Below are 20,509 nucleotides of genomic sequence, written 5' to 3'. Positions count from 1 at the left end.
TTTTATGGCAATAAACCTAAAAAAGGCCGAACTAGACAACATTCCAAAACTATTGGAAATTGAGAAAAGCGTGGCTGAAACAAAAATTTACTCAGCAATGTTGAGCGAGAATGAATGGCAACACGAAATTCAAAACAATACTGTTTATATTATTGAAAAAGACAGTGAAGCCGTAGGTAGTGTTTCGTATGAAAATAAAGGCGAAAACCATGTTTATATTAGTGGATTAGTTATTGATCCTCGTTTTCAAAACCAAGGTATTGCTCGACAAGTAATGGACTTGGTCTTGGAAGAACATAAAGATATTAAAAGAATTGATCTAGTAACCCATCCAGATAATCATCCCGCTTTAAAACTATATCAATCGCTTGGTTTTATTATAGAATCTCGCCAAGAAAATTATTTCGGTGATGGCGAACCCCGACTAGTATTAGTTTTAGAAAAATAATAAAATTAGAATTACTATGAAAAAAAATAGAAACATATTATCTTATTTTGCCAGAAACCTTTCCATTGTTATTGGATTAGTGCTTATTTGGCGGGGTGTTTGGTATGTGCTAGATGAAGTAGACATACTATTTGCCAGTGGCGACCATACAATAAGTGCTATCGGAGGCATAGTTTTAGGCCTTATTGTGCTTTATGCCCCAGACAAAGATCTAAACGAAATAAGTAAACTCTAATTTTAAAATAAAAAAAGGAGCCCTTAACGATCGCGTTACGCGATAGGCTCCAACGGGGATTTGCATCCCAACTAATGTACTTTTACTTCTTGTTAATTTTTCCTGCTTTTACTCCCCACATATCGGCTAGTTTTGCGAAATCAGATTCATCAACCTGCCGTTTTAGGGCCACAGGAATTTCTTTTTTTACCGGCACCTCCGCTGTTACTTCTTCCACAACTTGAATATTTTCTGGCATGGACGGAAGTTCGAAGAGTCTAAATCTAATTTCAACCCTTCTTCCTCCTGTTCCATTGTCGAAGATACTATCGTAAGGAAGAATCCTACAGTAATAGGGAACCCCTTCATCAATTCCATACCATTGTGTTGCTCGGTACATTTCTCTGCCACGTTCAGCTATGTACGCAGTAGAGAGACCATACGATTTTTCAACAAACGAAAGTTTGATTAAACCATTAAGTTCGGCCTCATCAATCTTTCTTTGCTGAATTGTGTCAGCTTCCTCTAAGGAAACAACGGTATTGGCATAACCTACGCGTTCTTCCTTATTAAAGAAAACCTCACGCCGAACTTCGACACCATCTCCATCAGGAAGAAGAGAAACTATCTCCCACTCTCCTTTGAAAGAAAACAGATGTGGTACCAGTTCGGGTAACCATCCAACCTCAACACTACTGCAACCTCTAGCAAAAATCTTCGAGGTTTCAATAATGTCGGTTACAACCACCCATCTCGAACCACCATTAATAAGGATGGAACTAGGATGGATATAAACGTCGGGGCAACTCCGTAAAATTGCGGAGTAAGAATAACCAAAGCCCATGTTACGGAAAAGATTAAAAATCAATCCTGCCGTAACCGCTTTCATTACGTCTTCGTCTGTTCCGTTTTCCGAAATTTCGATGCCATTTCTTTGGAGAATATCCACTAACTGCCTGCGGATATTTCCAACTTCATTTAGCGACCTGCCGTTAAGGAAGTTTTGATGACACCAACTCATGGAATATCCAGAACTGGCATACTCAAACCAAATGTTCAGGTATGTAAGAAGGTCGGATCTAGAATCCTTAAAATCCTTGTGAGCCTTATCGGCCTCTATTTCTTTTCCTCTCGGTCTGTTAAAAATATTCCTAACCGAAAGAAAAGAGGCGATAGTGATGACGGAACTCATGCAGTTATATTTCTCTGCCTCGAGCACCATTTTGGCGATACGCGGTTCCAAAGGGAGCTGGGCCATTCTGCGACCAACTTCCGTAAGACCTTTCTTGCCCCGTTCAATCGCACCAAGTGCGATAAGGGTTTCGTAGGCCTCGCGGAAAGTTTTTAGTTCTGGTGGGTCAATGAAGTCGAAACCAATTACGTTCTCGATTCCAATATCTTCCATCATAAGAACCACGCCAGCTAAACTGCTCCGGCGAATTTCGGGCTCGGTAAACTTCGGCCGAGCTTCGAAATTTTCTTTGGTAAACATGCGGTAACAAACACCCGCTTGAGTTCTGCCAGCACGCCCAGCGCGCTGGTCACAACCAGATTGCGAATGCTTTACCACGTCCAAACTTTCAATGCCCATTTCTGGGTGAAAGTTCAGTTGTTTTATGTAACCGCCATCCACTACGTAGACGACTCCTTCCACTGTAATGGAAGTCTCGGCTATGTTTGTGGCCACAACCACTTTACGTTCTCCCGGATAATCGTTAAAAATCTTCTGTTGATCGTCCGGAGACAACGTACCGTAACAAGGCAAGGGGACAAGGCCAGAGAGAGCAAGTTTTTCTAAACCAGTAATGACTTTTCGAATTTCGTCCTCACCGGTCATAAAAACTAAAATGTCTCCATGATCGCCGTAGCGATGAATCACTTCGATTTTTTTTACCACACCATCTACAATATCGTCTGAACTGTAATCGTTCTCGGTATAGTGAACATCCACCGGAAAAGTTCTTCCAGAAACATTCACTATAGGAGCGTTGTCAAAGTAACGAGAAAATTTCTTTTGGTCGATAGTTGCCGAAGCAATAACAACCTTCAAATCTTCCCGCCTCACAAGCGCTCCTTTTAAAAGACCGAGAATAAAATCTATGTTCTTGCTACGTTCGTGGGCCTCGTCGATCATAACTACTGAATACTTGTTAAGATCGGGGTCGGTCTGAAGCTCACGAAGTAAAATTCCATCGGTCATGAACTTTATTTGGGTGCTGTCGGCCGTAGTGTCGTCGAAACGAACTTGATAACCAACAACTTCCCCCAATTTAGTTCCCAACTGCTTTGCTACGAATGCCGCCACAGACGTTGCCGCAATTTTACGTGGTTCGGTTACGCCGATTTTTTTACCATCGGCAAAACCAGCTTCATAGAGAAACAGCGGAGTCTGAGTTGTTTTACCAGAACCAGTTTCTCCTACAACGATAACTACTTTGTTTCCTAAAAGAAGATCAACGATCTCCTCCTTGGAATCAAAAATGGGTAGATTAAAATCCATATTATCCTTAAACGAGCAGACTGCTTTTCGCCTTGTCTACTCGCGCGCACTCCGTGCACTTCCTCTTAGCGAGGCGTTGTAGGGCAAGGCCGCCCGTGTTTTGGATAAGGTAAAAGCTATTTTAATGTCAACGAACTATTAGAATATATTATCATATATAAATAGATATGTCAATATATAGCTTACATCCATAAACATTAGTATTTAAGCAATAAAACCACGTCTAGTTGACACAGAAAACCATATGGTATATAATAGGTGCATAATCTAATATCTCATCGGTTTTTGACGTTTAGAGGCGTTACTGCATATCTGCAGAATAATACCTAAAAATATAAGCTTAAGGGCTTTTGTCTGGAAACTCATGAGGCCCAAGCATTATATGAGAAGCTTCAGTAATAGAGGCCCTAGAAGGCCTTTTCCTGTTAGAAAGTTTAATAATACCAGCCGTCCTCCGAATAGACGAGGCAACGGTCAAATAGGTCAATATATAAACCCAGCTAAATTCATTAGCAAAGCTGTAACCGCTGTAGAAGGTGTAGAGTATACACCCGAACACAAGTTTCAGAACTTTGATATTGATCACAAGTTAAAAAGCAACGTCTTAAACAAAGGCTATAAATTACCAACACCAATACAAGACCAAACCATTCCATTAATTTTGGAAGGCAAGGATGTTGTTGGTATAGCCAATACCGGAACCGGTAAAACCGCTGCCTTTTTAATTCCTCTAATAAACAAAGTTTACTTGGCCAATAATAACGACAAAGTTTTAGTTGTTGTACCAACTCGTGAACTAGCTATTCAAATAGATTCCGAATTTAAGTCTTTAGTTAAAGGCTTACAAATGTTTTCTGTTTGCACAGTTGGCGGTATGAGCATAAGCCGACAAATTTCCGAACTTCGATTGCGTAACCACTTTATAATTGGTACGCCAGGTAGGTTGAAGGATCTTATAGAACGCAGAATGATTCGTTTAAACGAATTTAAAACAATCGTTTTAGACGAGGCCGACAGGATGTTAGATATGGGTTTTATACACGATATGCGTTTCGTTATGGCTGGTATGCCAAAAGACAGGCACACGCTTTTCTTTTCGGCCACAATTAGCTCAGAAATTGAACGTCTTATTCACGAATTCTTAAAAGACCCAGTACGTATTTCCGTAAAAACTCGAGACACCGCCAAAAACGTCGACCAAGACGTAGTAAAAATTACTGGAGGTAAGAACAAAATAGAGACTTTACACGAATTACTTATACAAAAAGAATTTAACAAGGTTCTAGTTTTTGGACGCACCAAACATGGTGTAGAAAAACTTTCTAAAGCCTTAGCTGAAAGAGGCTTTAAAGCAGATTCCATTCATGGAGATAAAAATCACTCCGGCAGACAACGCGCACTTACCGCTTTTAAAAATAATCGCGTGCAGGTGTTAGTGGCTACAGATGTAGCGGCCAGAGGTTTAGACATTCCAGATGTTTCTCACGTTATTAATTTCGACTTACCTAATACATACGAAGACTATGTACATAGAATTGGCCGAACAGGACGTGGCGATAAAATGGGTAAAGCTTTAACCTTTATAGATTAATCTTCTTTTATTTCTAGAAATATCGCTTCTTGTAGCATTCACGGAGATGGCCAAATATACAATTGAAAGGACTCCTTGTCGCTGCAAGAAACGATATTAAAACCGTGTTAATAGACGATGTAAAAATTAAAATAGAAGCAGGTAACGGCGGTAGAGGCGCCGTAGCTTTTAATAAAAATATGAAAAGCTTGGGGCCTGTTGGTGGCGATGGTGGCAAAGGTGGCAGTATATATTTTGAAGGCATTTCTAACTTAAATGCTTTGGCGCAGTTTAGATATAAAAAAGAAATCAAAACCAAGAATGGTGAAAATGGCAAAGGGCAAAACAATGATGGCGCCGACACCGAAGACACAATTTTAAAAATTCCGATCGGCACTGTTATAACTAATTTAGATACAGGCGAAATTTGTGAAATTACAAAAATAGGCGAGCAAGTTTTAGCGGCTAAAGGTGGTAAAGGCGGCTGGGGCAATTTTAAATTTAGGTCTTCTACAAACACATCACCTATGCAGTTTCAAAAAGGTACTCCGGGGGAAGGTTTTAAAATAAGGTTAGAATTAAAACTTATTGCCGATGTGGGTTTATTGGGTTTACCTAACGCTGGAAAATCTAGTTTAATAAACGAAGTTACACGCGCTAATAGTAAAGTAGCTAATTACCCATTTACAACACTAGAACCAAGCTTGGGCGCTTATTACGAACTTATTTTGGCAGATATTCCGGGTATTATAGAAGGAGCATCTGGCGGTAAGGGCTTGGGCATAAAATTTTTGCGCCATATCGAACGCACAAAAATTTTGTTCCATTTAATCTCGGCGGAATCGGAAAATATTGCTCGCGATTATAAAGTTATTAGAAACGAACTTAAAACCTACGCCGACTCGGCCTTCGTAGCCACTTCGGCGAAGGAGGCAAGTTTAGCTAGTAAGCAAGAATATTTATTTTTAACTAAAACAGATTTAATTACGCCAGCGGAATTAAAAAAGAAACTTACGGCTATTAAAAAGATAAACAAAAACGTTGTGGCTATTTCTATACACAACTGGGATAGTATGGAAGAAGTAAAAAAGATTTTAAATAAAATCCAAGATGAAAAACTACATCAACTGGCTTTAGAAGAAAAAATAAGATTGGAGAAAGAAGTAATTGCGGCAAACGCGAAACAGGAAAAATAAAACAGACGCCTTGGGCGTCTGTTTTTGTTATTTACACTGTTTTAGGCATTTTTTGAAAAGCATTAGCAAAGAACTTACTGAAAACAACTGGGCTAAGTATAGTCGCAACCAACATTCTTTCTTTGTATACTTTGCCGTCGTGGGGATGCCCCAAACGGATATGCTTTACAACTTTACCATCGTCCACTACTAGTTTTTCCAGATAAGGCGAATTTGTATCTTCTGTTTTAGGGTGAATTACCACAGCTACCAAGTTTCGAAGAATACTTCTTATTTCTTCTGTTTGATAACCTTCATCACTGAAAGTAACCATTGCTCCAACAGGTAAAACTCTAAAAGAGTTACATATTGCGGCTAAAACATATGCATACATACTGAAATATTTATATCCATAAACAAATGGATCGTAGCCAGCATCCGTTTTTATACATTGCTTCATTTCATCCATATTATTTGTTTTACGAAAATCTTCGGTTAAGGCAAGAACCAAAACCTTAGCCACAAAATCTGTTCTTAACCTGCTTACTTCGGTTCTTGCTTCTACGGGTTCTAGTGCATCTAAAACACTTACACCTCTTACCAGATTTGCCACTGGTTTTAATTCTGCATAAATTTCTTCCTCGGCATTTTCTTCATCTTTGCCAATGAATATTACTGTACCAATTTCTTTTTCTCTATCTTCAAGTTCTAGATCTCTGCCAAAAGTAACACTCACTTGGTAAATAAAACGTTTCCGCCAATCGGAATGCATATGATGTAAAACCAATTCCTCTAAACCTATAGGAAGTTTACAGTTATTTCTTCGTAAGATTTTTATTAATGTTAAACTTCTTATTTCGTATCCTTCGGTTTTACCGTGACCACCCCATGTACCACTAGGCACTAAAAAAGCGGCAAGAGAAATTAACTCTAAATCTTCCAAATTAAAAAGCTGGAGATTTGGGTAGGTGCTTTTTAGAATACCTCGTTTTATCATCCTGTTTAACCAATGGGCAACTCTTGCCGCATCCAACGAAGCCAACATTGCAGCCGAAGCTTCATCTTTGTTTGGAGAACAAATTTCCATTATACCAGCAAGAATTTTTCCGTTTTTAATTTCTAGATCTTCCAAAATATGCCGATAAATCTTTGTAAGTTCTCTAATGGCACTTCCGGAAGAAGCAATTTCTTTTACTAGTTTTGTATCTAAAGCCCTAGAATTTATACCACCAACAACAATGCTGGCTATTAGTGCAGAACAGGATTTATAAACATCTACCGCACATTTATGCAATATAGTTGCTTGCCTTTGCGCGTCTTCCTGAATCTTAGAAGCTTCTTCTATCATTTTTTCGATAACATCATAATCACGGGGACAGTCTTTGTGCAACATAATAATTTGCAAATGAGTAATGTTATGGTTATGGAAAATTTCCAGCTTTTCTTCGGTAACATGGGAATAACGTTCTATTTTCCTAAGTGGCGCTCGTATGCTCGCATTTTTTGGAGTTTGATATTCTATTTCCTTTGCTACCAAAAAAACAAAATCCGGATAAACCTTTAAGGCTGCTTTTAGTTCTTGCAAAGTAGCAACTCCAACCTTTATGGTAAAGCTTGTTTCACCTAACTCTATGGTCCTTTCTATTAAATGCGAAAGATACATATTTACCTCCTTTTTAATGAACTTTCCTTGACCGAACCTAGCCAGCTTAGCTGGCCTAAACTCGGCTGACAGTTTCGGTAAGCCTAGCAGGTTATTGCCTTATTTTCAAAACCCTATTCAAATATTAGATTGACTAAACAATATAGATGTTTTAGCTTTACATCAAACATGCTCTTTAACTATTAAATAAGGAGACTACCAATGCTATGGTGCTGGCTTTTTGGACACAAGCTCACTGGAGATATGTTTAAAGGAGCTTTTACAAATGCTTCTGGAGAGATTAAGGATGGTTGGAGATCTTTTTGTGCCTGTTGCCCAATAACAAGAGAATATCCTGACCCAAGAAACCTTTGGAAACGCCATATTACGATATGGTTATCGCGCCGCAGAAATCTGCGAGCATTTGCCAAGCTCCATGAAGAATTCAGAAAAAAAGATCCCGACGGCAGTAAATATCTTGCACAGCTTTCTAGCTATTCATATGGTAACTATTCAAAAACTACTTAGTTTCCTTTTCCCTTGCTTGTACGAGCAGGGGATTTTTATTTGACCACAATAATAACATCCTTACAAACTTGAGATTATAAGGATGTTGTTAGCAAGATCATTTTTCTAAAACACAACTTAAGAAAAGTTTATAGCCGGAAACTTTTTCTACGGCGTCTTCTATTATTTTTTTATTTTTAATATCGCTTAATCTATCACGATGAAAAGAATATTTAGTACTCAATGTTAACGAAGAGTTTGAAGCCTCTTTTGGTTTCATACCTAACAAAAAACCAGAAAGGGAATGGTTGTGGGGTTTTACTTCGATGATTATTTCCGGCCACTTAGATTTTACTAATTCCAACATAGCGGCATCCGGAATATCTGTTTTAACTTCCCGAACTACTGGAATTTCTTTTGGTTCTGCAATTTCGATTTTTGTTTGTAAAACTTCTTTTTGAACAACAGCTTCTGTTTTTGGATTTTGAATTTCGGGTTTATTTGTTATTTGTAATTTGAGATTTGGGATTTCATCAACCACTTTAGTTTCTATCTTATCACCAAGTAAATTGATGAATGCCACTTCTAACGCCATTTGCGGCAGAGGATAATTATTAAAATTATTTTTAGCCTGCGAAAAAATATGTAACCAATTAGCAAGTTCTGCTACCGGTGCTTTTTTGGCGAGTTCCACCATATGCTTAAAATCTTCTTCGGCTAAATCGGCTTTGGCGGTTTGGGCCAATTGAGGTGAGACAGAAATCATTATAAGTTTTCTAACATAGTAGTTTAGAGATTTTAAAAGTTGGTTAACATCGTAGCCGGCATTAACCGTGTTATGTAACCAATTTAAAGCACCGGCTTGGTCGCGATCTAAAGCCAAAGAAACTAATTCTTTTATTTTTCTGTGCGAAAATAAACCCAAAAGTTCTTCGGCACTTTCTAAAGTTATTTTTTTCTCGCCTGTAGCAATAATTTGCCCCAATAAACCTTCGGCGTCGCGTGCGGCACCATCGGCTTCATAGGCAATAAGTTTTAAGGCCTCGGCTTCGATTTCTACCTTTTCTTTTTTAGCAAGATCCGCAAGTCTATTTGAAAGTTCGTTAACGGTTAAACGTTTAAAATCAAAACGCTGTGTACGAGAAACAATAGTAGGTAATAGGCGATGAGCTTCGGTGGTAGCTAAAATAAAAACAGCATAAGCTGGCGGTTCTTCTAAAGTTTTTAGAAAAGCATTAAAAGCGTCTTTGGTTATCATATGAGCCTCGTCTATTAAATAAACTTTGTATTTACCGGTGCTTGGCCCAAATCGAACATTTTCGCGCAAACTGCGAATTTCGTCTATGCCACGGTTAGACGCGGCATCTATTTCTATAAGATCTAAAAATTTTCCTTCGTTAAAACTTAAACAATTTTCGCATTTATTACATGGCCTTTTAAAACCATCGGCTTCAACACAATTAAGCGCCTTAGCCATTAAACGAGCAATTGTTGTTTTACCACTACCACGCGGACCAGCAAAAAGGTAAGCATGTGCAATTTTATTGCTAGCCAAAGAATTCTTTAATGTTTTAACAACATGTTCCTGCCCAGCAATCTCGGCGAATGTTTGAGGGCGATATTTTCGATATAAGACTAAGTGTTCCATATTTAAAAAAATAAAATATCGCCCTCGGCAAAGGGGGTCGGGGAAACTATAGTTTCCCCGTGGAGGAAAATAGCGAGCTTTAGAAACCGTGGGTTTCTAAAGAGCGTCAGCATCGCTGGTGCGACGAGGTGATATTTTCTGTATAAAACAAGATTTTCCATATGCTAATGTTATAATATTAATCAATCAATGACTACTGAAAAGAAAATTGCTATATTTTCCGGTTTAGGCTTTTTAATAATAATTGGTTCTTTTTTCTTTGTTTCGCAAAAAAATACATTTAACTTAGTATCATCCACAGCCTACAACATTGTTTCTAATGTCACAAATATTACTTCGGCCCAAAAACTAGTTAACCCGCCCCACCCTATAAAAGGCATATATATTTCGGCTTGGTCCACCACAAATTCTAAAAAAATAGATGATCTTATCCAGTTAATTAAAGAAACAGAACTTAACGGCGTTGTGCTAGATGTAAAAGATGCTACAGGATATTTTACGTATAAAGTGGATATTCCGTTAGCCGAAAAAATTGGAGCGAATAACGAAATTAAACTTAGAAACATAGACGATTTAATAAATAAATTTCATAAAGAAAATATTTATGTAATTGGCAGGGTGCAGGTTTTTCAGGATCCTGTTTTGGCGGCTGGCCGCCCAGATATTGCTATTAAGAATGTTAAAACCGGCGAAACATGGAAAGATAACAAAGGTTTAGGTTGGATAGATCCTTCCAGCCAAATTGCCTGGCAATATGCGGTAGATATTACAAAAGATATGACCAAGCATGGCTTTGATGAAGTTAATTTTGATTATGTTCGTTTCCCTGCAGATGGCGATATAGCAAAAGTAGATTACCCATTTTGGAATGCGGTTCGGCCAAAATACGAAATTATCGGAAGTTTTTTTGCATTCTTAAACCAAGAATTAAAAGATTCTGGAATTGCAACCTCGGCCGATATTTTTGGCTTGGCCGCTTGGCGTGCCATGGATTTTAATTTTGATTTAAACATTGGCCAACGTTTAATAGATGCCTTGCCATATTTTGATTATGTTTCGCCAATGATATATCCATCGCATTACCCAGATAACTTTAACGGAATTAAAAAACCCGCCACAAAACCTTACGAAATAATTCACAGCTCGCTCTCGACTTGGCAAGATTTAAAAGCTACAACTTCTTATAAAGCTCACTTGAGACCATGGTTACAAGATTTTGATCTTGGTGGAATAAAATATGACGCCACAAAAGTTAGGGCACAAATTCAAGCCGTCTACGACACAGGTGTAGATAGTTGGTTATTGTGGAATTCATCAAACAGATACACCAAAGAAGCATTACTTGCAGAATAGAAGATTTCGTGCCAAAATCTTTAAACTCTATGGATTTATTTGATTACCAAAATTTACTCCTCTTTATCGCCAGATTCATACTTGGCATAACGTTTATTTTGCATGGCTGGCCTAAAATAAAAAAACCTATGGGCATGGCTCCGTGGCTTAAAAGCATGCGTTTTCCTGCACCCACGCTAATGTCTGTAATAGTGGCTGTAGTTGAATTTTTTGGCGGAATAGCCATTCTTTTGGGTGTATATACACAACTTCCAGCCTTACTTATTACTTTTAATATGTTGGTTGCTACTTTTGTTAGAAAAATTTTTAACAAAGACAAATGGGTTGGGGGATACGAATTAGATTTATCTTTATTGGCTTTAGCCTTATTAATTGCTATGTACGGACCAGGTGAATGGACTTTATGAAAAAGAAAATAAAAAAAATAGAAAATAATATACTTCCTTCAATAACTATTGTTATTGCCACAGTTTTTGCTGGTGCTTTTTTTCTTTATTACAAAGAAGAATCAAAACCTGTTGTAACTGAAGCTGCCCCAATTGTACAAGACCCAACTTTTGGCTGGTATTTATACCAAACAAAAACAAACAATCTTTTTCAAATTAAATATCCATTTGGTTGGCGTGTAACTTATGGCGGTGGCTTTGTGGGTGAAGAAAATTTATATGTAGAAAGTCCAGACGAGAAAACCATATTAAAGGTAATGGCCAGAGAAACAGAAAAATACACAAATGTGGAGTCTATGCTTAAAGATATAGACGTAGCTAATACCAAAGACAACAACTTTTATTTAATAAGAGAAGAAAAAATAACCATAGACGGAAATAGCGCAATTAGACGCGAAGAATACTCTGCAGGAGAAAAAACAATCTCTATAATTACTTATGTATTAAAAGGTAAATCTATAGTACAATTACAAACAGATTTCATAGGATTCGAGGCCCTAAATGCCGAGAAAAGATCCTTTCACAACTTAGTAGCTGATACATTAAAATTCACCCAGTAACATCCCCGCTTTATAGAGTATTTACGATTTTATATCTTTTTACACTAATTATTTTGTACAAGATTTAAAAAGCAAGGATGTTACTGGGTTTACTCCCCAATATTAGACTTCAATGGCCGAAAAAATAATAAGCGTAAAAAACTTAGGTTTTGGTTTTGGTAAAAAACAAATTCTAAAAAATGTATCCTTCGATATTTTAGAAGGCGATATTTTGGCAATTATAGGCCCGAACGGTGCAGGCAAAACAATGCTTGTACGCAGTATTTTAGGTTTAGATTCTAATTACACAGGAGACATTGTTTGGCATAAAAAAATAGAAACTAGTTATGTGCCTCAAAAAATGTCTTTTGAAAAAGGTTTTCCTTTAACTGTTAAAGAGTTTTTTTTATTTGAAGTAGGCAACGATTTAAATTTTTGGCTACCCAACAAAAAAAATGAAGACGAAATAAAGCAAAGATTAGACGACGTTAAAATAGGACACTTACTAAACGAAAGATTAGGCGATCTTTCTCAAGGCGAAATGCAAAGAATGCTTATAGCCAGAAGCTTACTAGAAAATCCTAAAATAATTTTTTTTGATGAACCAGCAGCTGGAATAGATATTAGCACCGAAGAAACTGTATATAATTTGCTTTACGATTTATATAAAAAACTTGGTTTAACTATGGTTATGGTTTCACACGAACTTTCGGTTGTGTACCGCTTTGCTACTAAAGTTGTTTGCTTAAATAAAGATTTGGTTTGCCAAGGCACACCACAAGAAACTTTAACACCGGAAACATTACAAGAAGTTTTTGGGCATCATGCATCTGTTCATAAGCACATAGACAACTTAGAACATGATCATACATAATAAAACCCAAACCACAAATTCCAAATTACAAATAAAAATGGTTTAGAATTTTGGATTTAGTATTTAGAATTTGTTTGTAATTTGTTATTTGGTGATTGTTATTTATCACAATGTATTTAATAGAACTACTAAACAATATATATCCAATTTTGATTAGCCTTTCACTTGGACTATCTCTACCATTGATAGGTGTTTTTGTAATATTGCGACGTGAAGCCTTACTTTCCGATGCCGTGGCTCATATTATTCTGCTTGGCATAGCGCTTTCTATAACTTTTAAAATAAATGCGCTACTAGGCATATTAGTTTTTGCGTTACTAGCTGGTTTGGTTATTTCGTACTTAAAAGGCAAAGCTAACTTGGGACTGGATGCAATTATAGGAGTTTTCTTTACAACTTCCTTAGCATTAGGATCTTTACTGATACCTTCCGAAGAACTTTTAGAAACCTTTTTAGGTGGAGTAGAAAACCTAACAAGAGGTGATGTTTTATTGTCTACCGCTCTTGCCGCATTAATAATTACTACTTTACTTGTTAAATTTAGAAGTTTTGCATTTACTTCTTTTGCACCGGACTTAGCCAAAGTAGATAAAATAAACGTAAAAAAATACGAAATGATTTTCGTATTATTACTTTCCCTTGGTGTAGCAATGGGCATTAAATTAGTTGGAACCTTGCTAATAAGCGCCTTAATAATAATTCCTGCAGCCACTGCTAAATTATTTAGTTTTCAAATTCGCACAATGACGGGTTGGAGTATGATTTTTGGTTTATTATCTGTATTACTAGGACTAGCTACAACAACAACTCTGCAGTCGCCACCAGGGCCTACTATAATTTTGGTAAGCGCTGGAATATTCTTTCTAACTTTTGTACTAACCTCTATTTTTAATAAGCATCACTAACTTAAATCTTGGCCTATAATCTCTTTATGGCCGTTTAAAAATTCGTCTACTGTTAAAACCTTAGAGTTTTCTGGTTGAACTCTAATTAATCTTATTGCACCTTCACTACAAGCAATATAAATATTTTTAGATTCATCTATGAAAACCTTTCCAGCCGCGTTTGATTTATCCTGCGAAGCTTTAGCGGAGTAGGACGCGGTTTCAGTATCATTAGCAATTTCAATCTCAATCAACTTTAAACGAACACTTGCTCCTGTTTTATCTTTAAAGAATGTGTAAACATTTGGCCAGTTTATATAAGCCCGCCATTGGTTATAGATATCACTGGCCGATTTAGACCAGTCAATCAACCCATCTTCTTTTTTAATTAACTTTGTATACGTAGCTTCGGAATGATTTTGTTCTTGTGGTTTAATCTCACCAAAAAAATATTCGGGTAAATCGCGAACAAGCATGCGAGAAGCTGTTTGAGCCAATTGAAATTCGAGGGTTAAATAATTTTCTTTTTCGTTAATTAAAAAAACTTCTTGCGAAATTATTGGACCATGATCCATTTTTTCGTCTATTAACATTATAGAAACACCTGTTTCGGTTAAACCCTCCTTTAATGCTGTTTGAATAGGCGAAGATCCTCGCAAGCGAGGTAAAAGCGAGGGATGAATGTTTATAGTTTTATACTTAGGTAGGTCTATAATCTCTTTTGGTAAAATTTGGCCATAAGAAACCACAATTAAAATATCGGCATATAATTTTGAAATATCTTCTTTAATATCTTTAATAGAAACGGGCGTAAGTAAATTTAAATTTAATTCCTTAGCAAGCTTGGAGATAGGGGAATCTACTAACTGATTTTTGCGACCTGATGGCTTGGCGGGTTCAGAAATAACCAAAGAAACATCCCAATTTGTTTGAGAAGTTATAACCTTTAATATGGGTACCGCAAATTCGCTGGTTCCAACAAAAACTATCTTCATTTGTAAAATTATACTTAATTGTTTTGCAAATAGCCAGTAAATTGCTACTATAAAATCAAACAAATATGCGTATTGGCGATATAATAAGAAACACCAAGGTTAACAGGAAGCTTCATTCAAAAGAGCACTTATTAGCCGAGGATATTTCGCGTTTAATGCACGAACCTAAAAGATTTGCTGCATACCTAGGAATTGCTAAGCTATATCACGAAAGCGATTTAAGAGGGCTTGCTAAAAGAGTAATAGAAAAAAACGACCTACCGATGGAAGCACGTGGCAAATATTTTTTTGGAGCTTTAAAAGGATTGGTAAAAAAACAAATATCGCAAATAGTAAAAGACTTTCCCAAGTCCTAATAATAAAATTATGGAAATAATTACAGGAAATAAAAACAAAATACTTAGAGCAAAATCTGAAACTATAACCGAAATTACACCGGAAATTTTGGGGCTGATTAAAAAAATGAAAGAGACTTTGTTAAATGCCGAAAACGGCATTGGTTTGGCTGCGCCTCAAGTTGGAGAAAACGTTCGATTGTTTATAGCTGCCGAAGAGATAGCCAAAGAAGGGTATACTGTTTTTATTAATCCAGAAATTACCCAAGTTTCGAAGAAACTTATAGGCGAAGAAGAGGGCTGTTTGAGTTTACCAGGGGAATGGCACGAACTGCCACGCGCAGACAAGGTAACAATAAAAGCAATGGATGAAAAAGGAGAAAAGTTTAAAATTCGTGTAAAAGGAATATTAGCCAGATTAATGCTTCACGAAGTGGACCATTTAAACGGAACTCTTTTTATAGATCATTTAAAACGTAAATAGATGGTTATTGTTTATGCTATCTTTCAAAGAATAGTTTGGCTGGTTACTTTTATTTGTAGCCGGTTTTTTGGTTCGTTTAAAATTGTTGGGCAAGAAAATTTAAAAAACATACCCAAACCCTTAATGATTATATCTAACCACAAAACTTTTTTTGATCCGCTTGTTATTGGTACAGTCTTTCCATTTTTTTCTAATTATTTACCAATAACTTTTATGGTAGATGACCGTTATTACAAAAATATATTTTTAAAGCCATTTTTTCTTTTAACACAAACCTTTCCTTCTTATTATGGACAAGGTTTAGATGTTTCGCTACGTAAACCAAGAAAAATTTTAAAAAATAACGGAGTGTTTTTAATTTTTCCTACAGGCGAAAGGCACACATATGGCCCACGCCCACGCCCAAAAAGAGGTGCTGCAGTTTTAGCTACAGAAAAACCAGATCTAAATATTGTCCCAATGTATATAAGCGTAAGCAAAGGTAAAACAACACTTAGTATTGGTAAACATTTTAGATTAAACGACATTACAGATAGCCAAGATATTGAAACAGTTTCTCAGCTTTTAGCCGAAAAAATTTATAATTTAAGCTGATGTTAACTACTTTCTTAATTGTTTTAGAAATAATAATTTTAACTGGGCTTGGTATAGCTTTTTTGCTTTTGGGTTTACCACTTTTATTTACCGGCGCACCTTTTATGCCTTCGTATAGAAAAAGCAGAAAAGATGTTCTAGATGGATTATTCGAAATTGCAAAAAAAGAAAATGTAAAAAAAATTATAGATATTGGTTCGGGCGACGGTAGAGTGGTTATAGAATTCGCCCGTAATGGCTTTGAAAGTTACGGCATAGAATTTAACCCATTACTTGTTTGGTATAGCCGTTACAAGATAAAACGTTCAGGATTAAAAAACGCACATATTATAAGAGGGGATTTTTGGAAAACTGATTTAAGCGAATACGATTTTGTTTACTTGTTTCAGTTAAATTACGTAAATGCGCTTTTGACCGATAAATTTAAAAAGGAATTAAAAACCGGCGCCATTATTGCTAGCGCCGGCTTCCCGATGTTTGATTTTGATTTAATTAAACAAGAGGGTATTTTTTGGGTGTATAGAAAATAACTTTATTTGTCAAAAAATAAAATTTTTAGTATAATAACACTCATAAAAACATGTCAACATATCAAGAAAATACGTTAAAGAACGGTCTAAAACTCATTACATCAACAAATGAAAATACTTCTATTGCCACAGTTTCGTTATGGGTAAAAACCGGTTCACGACACGAAAAAAAAGACCAATTAGGCTACACCCATTTTTTAGAACATCTTCTCTGTAAAAAAATAAGTAATCTCTATAACGAAAATACCAGAAAACAAATTGGTGCTTACACAAACGCTTTTACGAGCAGAGAAAGCACTCGTTTTATAATAGAAGTGCCAACAAAATATATAAATGACTCTATAAAAGTTTTAAGCTCAGTAATAAGTGATTTTGAAATAAATACTGAAGATTTTGAAATAAATAAAAAAATTATTATAGAAGAAGCACTAGCAGATGAAAATAAACCAATTAAAAAGTTTAATCACTTAACATTAAAGAAATTTTTTGACAAACATCCACTCTCTCAAGATCCGATCGGATCTATGGATATAATTAAAAGCTCAACAGTGGAACAATTGAGAGAATATCAACACAATCACTTTATTCCAGAAAATAGCGCTGTTATTGTCATAAGTAATTTACAGCATGAACAAGTACTAAAAGAAATAGAAAAATACTTCGGATTATGGAGTAATAATCAGATGAAAGAAAAAGAAATACCTGTACTAGTTCCCGCTAATAATGAAAATTATTTTTATGTACCAACCCAAACAGAACAAACAAAAATAATATTAAATTTTCACTCTCCGGGGGGGTTAAATTTACAAGAAGAAGCTTCCCTTATAGTTATAGGTAATCATCTAGGTTTTGGAGTAAAAAGCTTTTTATCTGAAAAATTAAGACATGAAACAGGGTTAGTTTATACAGTCAGCACTTCCAATACGAGATATACAGACGCTGGAATCTTTCAAATACAAACAGCTTCTTCTGATCCAATAAAAACAGTTAAAATAATATTTGATTCAATTAATAATTTTTTACAAAATACATCCCCACAAGAAATAGAAGAAACTAAAGAAAGAATACATAATATTTCTGAACGTTTTTATACAGATCGAAAAAATGAACTAGGATTTTTAGGAGAAGGATTTATTCTATTTAGTAAGTTATTTGAACCAGAAAACTATAAGAAACTAATTGACGGGGTCACTTTTGAAGATGTAATAAACTCTACTAAAAAATATCTAAACAAGAATAACAGTTTATTGGCAATAATGGGGCCAACTAACATAAAAGAAAACCTAAACTAATTATTGACTTACTTACAGATAGGTGGTAAAAATACTAACAATAGAACATTAACAATAAGGAGGAGATTCTGGCATGGAAACTTCAGGATTAGAGACTAAGCGTATACTCCTTAAACCAGTAGAAGAATCAGATTACCCAATACTGTATAAATGGAGAAATGAGTTCAGGTTCCTTTCTCTTTTTTCTGCAAAAAGAGAGGTAATTAGTTTTGAAAATTTTACAAAGGAAATAAAAAGAGAATTTGAACGAAACCGGCATTTGCAATTTATTATTGAACGGAAAGATAAAAATATACCTGTCGGCACAATATTTTCTTTCAACTTCAGCCAAGTAGACGGCTATATTTTTATAAATGTTTATATTGATTCTGAACAGGAAAGCAGAGGATATGGTGTTGAGGCGATAGTGTTATTTGTCCACTATATTTTTACCTTTTTGCCCGTACATAAAGTTTGTTTTGAAATTTTTGGTTACAATGTACTTTCTCTCTCGACAATGCAGAATGGAAAACGGTATGGTTTTTGCGAAGAGGGTAGGTTTAAAGAACATAGATTTTTTAATGGCAGTTACCACGATGTATTTCGGTTTGCAATTTATAGAGATTCACTTGATAAAATCATTAATCTATTAAAACGTTTTCAAGGGCACAGATAAAAAAGTATGTAGATTGACAGCATTTATACATTGAGATATCCTAAAAGTAGTATTTTAATGTTCTTAATTTCTGATGAAAGGGGGTGACAAAAATGGATCAAGTCTTTTTAGGTGGAGGAGACGAAGAGATTCAGTCTGGCTGGGGAGATCCTGAACCAACAGTTGAACTGGAAGAAACTGGGCCCCACTATGAAATCAGGCCAGAACCTACAGATTGGTCTTAGGGCACCTTTAAAACGCGAAAGGAGGTGATAAAAATGATCCATTCCTTTATGGGCGGAGGAGATTCTGACTCCGACTACAGTAACTGGGATAGTGGCCCAGCCGAAGAGCAAGGAAACGACGGCGATGATGATGCCGATACCAGCAACGACTAACGCTGGCAAGGAAATCATCTACCAATACCACAAGACGCGCTCCAAAAGCGCGTCTTTTTTATTCTTAACCATTACCATCGTTTATACATTCCCAATGCCCCTCACATCTCTTTCTCTCATCTGCTTAAAGCCCGTGTAAAAATCAGGTATTTTTTGGGTTTATAGGAAATAAAAATACGGACAGCTTTTTACTGTCCGTAGAATCTCATCAATCTTGACATCCTCCGTCTTCATCACAACTTGTTTCGCAATGATCCATGCCACAATCACCTTCTTCTCCGCACTCAGCAGTTTTTCCCCAAACCGAAGGGTTGTAGACCATAGCAATTCCATCCATAAAAACCCTAGTACTCTTGGCAGTGGAACCCTCCCTGCCAGGAATATCATTCGGCACATGGTGGATGAAGTGTCCTGCCACTCTTTGGCAGAACTCCTGGTATTCCTTGGTGTACATCAGGAAGGTGTGCCATCCAATGTCCACCATCTTGGAGGGTGCAAAGCCATTACCAGGGAAGTCGGCACAGAGCTTAAGAAAGCCCAGCGCACCATCCATGATCATCTCGGCCCACTCTTTGGAGAGAAGAGGATTGTCCTTCTGGATCCTAGCAACCAGTCTATCCCAGAGCTGATCGGGAACTAGACCGTGATACTGAAGCTGAACCTGCAAAGCAGGATGTTCGCGAATAGCCTCCATGATGAGTCTCCTTTGTTTGGAGGTTGTTTAGAAAGAACTACGTGATAAGAATAGTTTGATATATAAAATATAATTTGTCAAATGAGTGTTTTTTAAAGTATAATTCAAACATGTTAAGCCAATTGGAGGTAAGCGGAACTAATGCTTAAATTTTTATTTAGATTATTTGGTAGCTTTATAAAAATCCATTCTCCTTTCTCGAAGAAAGGAGATGGTTTTGCTTTTATAGTCCATCCTCGAGGTTATGGCGACATTATTTCTAACATTCCTTTTTTAAAAAATTTTCCAAGAAAGTTAATAATAAAACTTTTTCCTTTACTTTGGCCTTTTAAAGTCTCTGGTATTTATGGGCTAAAATCGGTAAAAACAGGGAAAGATATTAAGGGTATGGTTATTGGAGTGCCAATGTTGGCCCATCAAATGATGGAAAACAAAATAACGGCCAGAAAAAAAATAACCAATGCAATTAAACTAGCAGAAAAAAGTGGAGCCAAAGTTGTTGGCTTAGGAGCATTAACAGGTTCTTTAATGGAGGGTGGAGCAGGGTTATCAAAAAAAAATAATATTTTAGTTACAGCAGGCAGGGCTTATACGGCCTATACAATTAAATCTTATGTGGACGATGTTATTAACAGGTTTAATTTAAATAAAAATAAAATTGTAATAGCAGTTGTTGGTGCAGCTGGGGGAGTGGGTAAAACTGTTACAAAACTTTTAAAAAATGAGTCTTTTAAAAAAATAATTTTAATAGAT

Annotated in this window: 23 protein-coding genes; 18 read left to right on the top strand and 5 right to left on the bottom strand. The window is 36.2% G+C overall.

Features of this window, described 5'->3' with window-relative positions; genetic code table 11:
- The first annotated feature begins 4 nt into the window (after positions 1-4).
- Together Q8Q95_00115 and Q8Q95_00110 are read left to right on the top strand one after the other, a co-directional pair.
- Positions 5-448, top strand: coding sequence for a GNAT family N-acetyltransferase (locus Q8Q95_00115; GenBank protein ID MDP3764014.1), 444 nt, complete (start codon positions 5-7; stop codon positions 446-448).
- Between the two features lie 16 nt (positions 449-464).
- Entirely contained in the window at positions 465-683 is a 219-nt protein-coding gene (locus tag Q8Q95_00110) for a hypothetical protein (GenBank protein MDP3764013.1), read from the top strand.
- Positions 684-765: 82 nt separating this feature from the next.
- Here the strand turns inward: Q8Q95_00110 and Q8Q95_00105 are convergent, their stop codons facing one another.
- On the bottom strand, positions 766-3,162 hold the full coding sequence (locus tag Q8Q95_00105) for an ATP-dependent RNA helicase (protein ID MDP3764012.1): 2,397 nt from the start codon (positions 3,160-3,162) through the stop codon (positions 766-768).
- A 382-nt stretch (positions 3,163-3,544) separates the two neighbouring features.
- Here Q8Q95_00105 and Q8Q95_00100 point away from each other — a divergent pair, with 382 nt between their 5' ends.
- Both Q8Q95_00100 and obgE read left to right on the top strand, forming a co-directional pair.
- Positions 3,545-4,753, top strand: a complete 1,209-nt coding sequence (locus Q8Q95_00100) for a DEAD/DEAH box helicase (GenBank protein MDP3764011.1) — start codon at positions 3,545-3,547, stop codon at positions 4,751-4,753.
- 62 nt (positions 4,754-4,815) lie between these two features.
- Positions 4,816-5,928 carry a GTPase ObgE gene (gene obgE / locus Q8Q95_00095; GenBank protein ID MDP3764010.1) on the top strand — a complete coding sequence of 371 codons (1,113 nt, stop codon included), beginning with the start codon at positions 4,816-4,818 and terminating at the stop codon, positions 5,926-5,928.
- 31 nt (positions 5,929-5,959) lie between these two features.
- Here the strand turns inward: obgE and Q8Q95_00090 are convergent, their stop codons facing one another.
- On the bottom strand, positions 5,960-7,570 hold the full coding sequence (locus Q8Q95_00090; GenBank protein MDP3764009.1) for a hypothetical protein: 1,611 nt from the start codon (positions 7,568-7,570) through the stop codon (positions 5,960-5,962).
- Between the two features lie 201 nt (positions 7,571-7,771).
- Here Q8Q95_00090 and Q8Q95_00085 point away from each other — a divergent pair, with 201 nt between their 5' ends.
- Positions 7,772-8,077, top strand: a complete 306-nt coding sequence (locus Q8Q95_00085) for a hypothetical protein (protein ID MDP3764008.1) — start codon at positions 7,772-7,774, stop codon at positions 8,075-8,077.
- A gap of 97 nt (positions 8,078-8,174) precedes the next feature.
- Here Q8Q95_00085 and dnaX read toward each other — a convergent pair whose 3' ends face one another.
- Positions 8,175-9,704 carry a DNA polymerase III subunit gamma/tau gene (gene dnaX, locus Q8Q95_00080; protein MDP3764007.1) on the bottom strand — a complete coding sequence of 510 codons (1,530 nt, stop codon included), beginning with the start codon at positions 9,702-9,704 and terminating at the stop codon, positions 8,175-8,177.
- A 189-nt stretch (positions 9,705-9,893) separates the two neighbouring features.
- Between dnaX and Q8Q95_00075 the strand changes: the two genes are divergently transcribed.
- From Q8Q95_00075 to Q8Q95_00055, 5 genes are all read left to right on the top strand, one after another.
- Positions 9,894-11,057: a putative glycoside hydrolase gene (locus Q8Q95_00075; protein MDP3764006.1), complete on the top strand. Its 1,164-nt coding sequence runs from the start codon at positions 9,894-9,896 to the stop codon at positions 11,055-11,057.
- Positions 11,009-11,464 carry a DoxX family protein gene (locus Q8Q95_00070; GenBank protein MDP3764005.1) on the top strand — a complete coding sequence of 152 codons (456 nt, stop codon included), beginning with the start codon at positions 11,009-11,011 and terminating at the stop codon, positions 11,462-11,464. Before Q8Q95_00075 ends, Q8Q95_00070 begins: the two co-directional genes overlap by 49 nt.
- Entirely contained in the window at positions 11,461-12,063 is a 603-nt protein-coding gene (locus Q8Q95_00065; GenBank protein MDP3764004.1) for a hypothetical protein, read from the top strand. The genes Q8Q95_00070 and Q8Q95_00065 overlap by 4 nt, the downstream gene beginning before the upstream one ends.
- Positions 12,064-12,175: 112 nt before the next feature.
- On the top strand, positions 12,176-12,916 hold the full coding sequence (locus Q8Q95_00060; GenBank protein MDP3764003.1) for a metal ABC transporter ATP-binding protein: 741 nt from the start codon (positions 12,176-12,178) through the stop codon (positions 12,914-12,916).
- Between the two features lie 110 nt (positions 12,917-13,026).
- Entirely contained in the window at positions 13,027-13,821 is a 795-nt protein-coding gene (locus Q8Q95_00055) for a metal ABC transporter permease (GenBank protein ID MDP3764002.1), read from the top strand.
- Here the strand turns inward: Q8Q95_00055 and fmt are convergent.
- Complete coding sequence (gene fmt / locus Q8Q95_00050) at positions 13,818-14,795, bottom strand: methionyl-tRNA formyltransferase (protein MDP3764001.1); 978 nt, start codon at positions 14,793-14,795, stop codon at positions 13,818-13,820. The two genes, Q8Q95_00055 and fmt, sit on opposite strands and share 4 nt — an antisense overlap.
- A 65-nt stretch (positions 14,796-14,860) precedes the next feature.
- On the opposite strand from fmt, the gene Q8Q95_00045 reads away from it, so the two are divergent.
- The 7 genes from Q8Q95_00045 (at position 14,861) to Q8Q95_00015 (ending at position 18,909) form a co-directional block, all read left to right on the top strand.
- Positions 14,861-15,151 (top strand): hypothetical protein, encoded by a 291-nt coding sequence (locus tag Q8Q95_00045; GenBank protein MDP3764000.1) that lies wholly within the window; start codon positions 14,861-14,863, stop codon positions 15,149-15,151.
- A gap of 10 nt (positions 15,152-15,161) precedes the next feature.
- The gene (gene def, locus Q8Q95_00040) at positions 15,162-15,614 is read left to right on the top strand and encodes a peptide deformylase (protein ID MDP3763999.1); all 453 of its coding nucleotides are present in this window, start codon (positions 15,162-15,164) and stop codon (positions 15,612-15,614) included.
- On the top strand, positions 15,615-16,208 hold the full coding sequence (locus Q8Q95_00035) for a lysophospholipid acyltransferase family protein (GenBank protein ID MDP3763998.1): 594 nt from the start codon (positions 15,615-15,617) through the stop codon (positions 16,206-16,208).
- Entirely contained in the window at positions 16,208-16,738 is a 531-nt protein-coding gene (locus Q8Q95_00030; GenBank protein ID MDP3763997.1) for a class I SAM-dependent methyltransferase, read from the top strand. The genes Q8Q95_00035 and Q8Q95_00030 overlap by 1 nt, the downstream gene beginning before the upstream one ends.
- Positions 16,739-16,788: 50 nt before the next feature.
- On the top strand, positions 16,789-18,030 hold the full coding sequence (locus tag Q8Q95_00025; GenBank protein MDP3763996.1) for a pitrilysin family protein: 1,242 nt from the start codon (positions 16,789-16,791) through the stop codon (positions 18,028-18,030).
- A 73-nt stretch (positions 18,031-18,103) separates the two neighbouring features.
- Positions 18,104-18,685, top strand: a complete 582-nt coding sequence (locus Q8Q95_00020) for a GNAT family protein (protein ID MDP3763995.1) — start codon at positions 18,104-18,106, stop codon at positions 18,683-18,685.
- A 92-nt stretch (positions 18,686-18,777) separates the two neighbouring features.
- A complete protein-coding gene (locus tag Q8Q95_00015; protein ID MDP3763994.1) occupies positions 18,778-18,909 on the top strand; it encodes a hypothetical protein in 132 nt (43 codons plus the stop codon).
- 361 nt (positions 18,910-19,270) lie between these two features.
- Here the strand turns inward: Q8Q95_00015 and Q8Q95_00010 are convergent, their stop codons facing one another.
- Complete coding sequence (locus Q8Q95_00010; GenBank protein ID MDP3763993.1) at positions 19,271-19,756, bottom strand: hypothetical protein; 486 nt, start codon at positions 19,754-19,756, stop codon at positions 19,271-19,273.
- 141 nt (positions 19,757-19,897) lie between these two features.
- Between Q8Q95_00010 and Q8Q95_00005 the strand changes: the two genes are divergently transcribed.
- Positions 19,898-20,509 (top strand): hypothetical protein (locus Q8Q95_00005; GenBank protein MDP3763992.1); only part of this gene is annotated, 612 nt, incomplete at its 3' end.

Source organism: bacterium (assembly GCA_030697795.1).
In the GTDB taxonomy this organism is placed as follows: Bacteria; Patescibacteriota; Minisyncoccia; order JACQLN01; family JACQLN01; genus JACQLN01.
This window is presented reverse-complemented; position numbering and strand designations above follow the sequence as displayed.

Bases quoted from the DNA above. Each gene is read 5' to 3' on its own strand.
- Q8Q95_00085 (MDP3764008.1), top strand. From the start codon at position 7,772: ATGCTATGGTGCTGGCTTTTTGGACACAAGCTCACTGGAGATATGTTT.
- Q8Q95_00035 (MDP3763998.1), top strand. From the start codon at position 15,615: ATGGTTATTGTTTATGCTATCTTTCAAAGAATAGTTTGGCTGGTTACT.
- Q8Q95_00030 (MDP3763997.1), top strand. From the start codon at position 16,208: ATGTTAACTACTTTCTTAATTGTTTTAGAAATAATAATTTTAACTGGG.
- def (MDP3763999.1), top strand. From the start codon at position 15,162: ATGGAAATAATTACAGGAAATAAAAACAAAATACTTAGAGCAAAATCT.
- dnaX (MDP3764007.1), bottom strand. From the start codon at position 9,704: ATGGAACACTTAGTCTTATATCGAAAATATCGCCCTCAAACATTCGCC.
- Q8Q95_00090 (MDP3764009.1), bottom strand. From the start codon at position 7,570: ATGTATCTTTCGCATTTAATAGAAAGGACCATAGAGTTAGGTGAAACA.
- Q8Q95_00100 (MDP3764011.1), top strand. From the start codon at position 3,545: ATGAGAAGCTTCAGTAATAGAGGCCCTAGAAGGCCTTTTCCTGTTAGA.
- Q8Q95_00115 (MDP3764014.1), top strand. From the start codon at position 5: ATGGCAATAAACCTAAAAAAGGCCGAACTAGACAACATTCCAAAACTA.
- Q8Q95_00060 (MDP3764003.1), top strand. From the start codon at position 12,176: ATGGCCGAAAAAATAATAAGCGTAAAAAACTTAGGTTTTGGTTTTGGT.
- Q8Q95_00110 (MDP3764013.1), top strand. From the start codon at position 465: ATGAAAAAAAATAGAAACATATTATCTTATTTTGCCAGAAACCTTTCC.
- Q8Q95_00025 (MDP3763996.1), top strand. From the start codon at position 16,789: ATGTCAACATATCAAGAAAATACGTTAAAGAACGGTCTAAAACTCATT.
- Q8Q95_00075 (MDP3764006.1), top strand. From the start codon at position 9,894: ATGACTACTGAAAAGAAAATTGCTATATTTTCCGGTTTAGGCTTTTTA.
- Q8Q95_00015 (MDP3763994.1), top strand. From the start codon at position 18,778: ATGGATCAAGTCTTTTTAGGTGGAGGAGACGAAGAGATTCAGTCTGGC.
- Q8Q95_00105 (MDP3764012.1), bottom strand. From the start codon at position 3,162: ATGGATTTTAATCTACCCATTTTTGATTCCAAGGAGGAGATCGTTGAT.
- Q8Q95_00045 (MDP3764000.1), top strand. From the start codon at position 14,861: ATGCGTATTGGCGATATAATAAGAAACACCAAGGTTAACAGGAAGCTT.
- fmt (MDP3764001.1), bottom strand. From the start codon at position 14,795: ATGAAGATAGTTTTTGTTGGAACCAGCGAATTTGCGGTACCCATATTA.
- Q8Q95_00055 (MDP3764002.1), top strand. From the start codon at position 13,027: ATGTATTTAATAGAACTACTAAACAATATATATCCAATTTTGATTAGC.
- Q8Q95_00020 (MDP3763995.1), top strand. From the start codon at position 18,104: ATGGAAACTTCAGGATTAGAGACTAAGCGTATACTCCTTAAACCAGTA.
- Q8Q95_00065 (MDP3764004.1), top strand. From the start codon at position 11,461: ATGAAAAAGAAAATAAAAAAAATAGAAAATAATATACTTCCTTCAATA.
- Q8Q95_00010 (MDP3763993.1), bottom strand. From the start codon at position 19,756: ATGGAGGCTATTCGCGAACATCCTGCTTTGCAGGTTCAGCTTCAGTAT.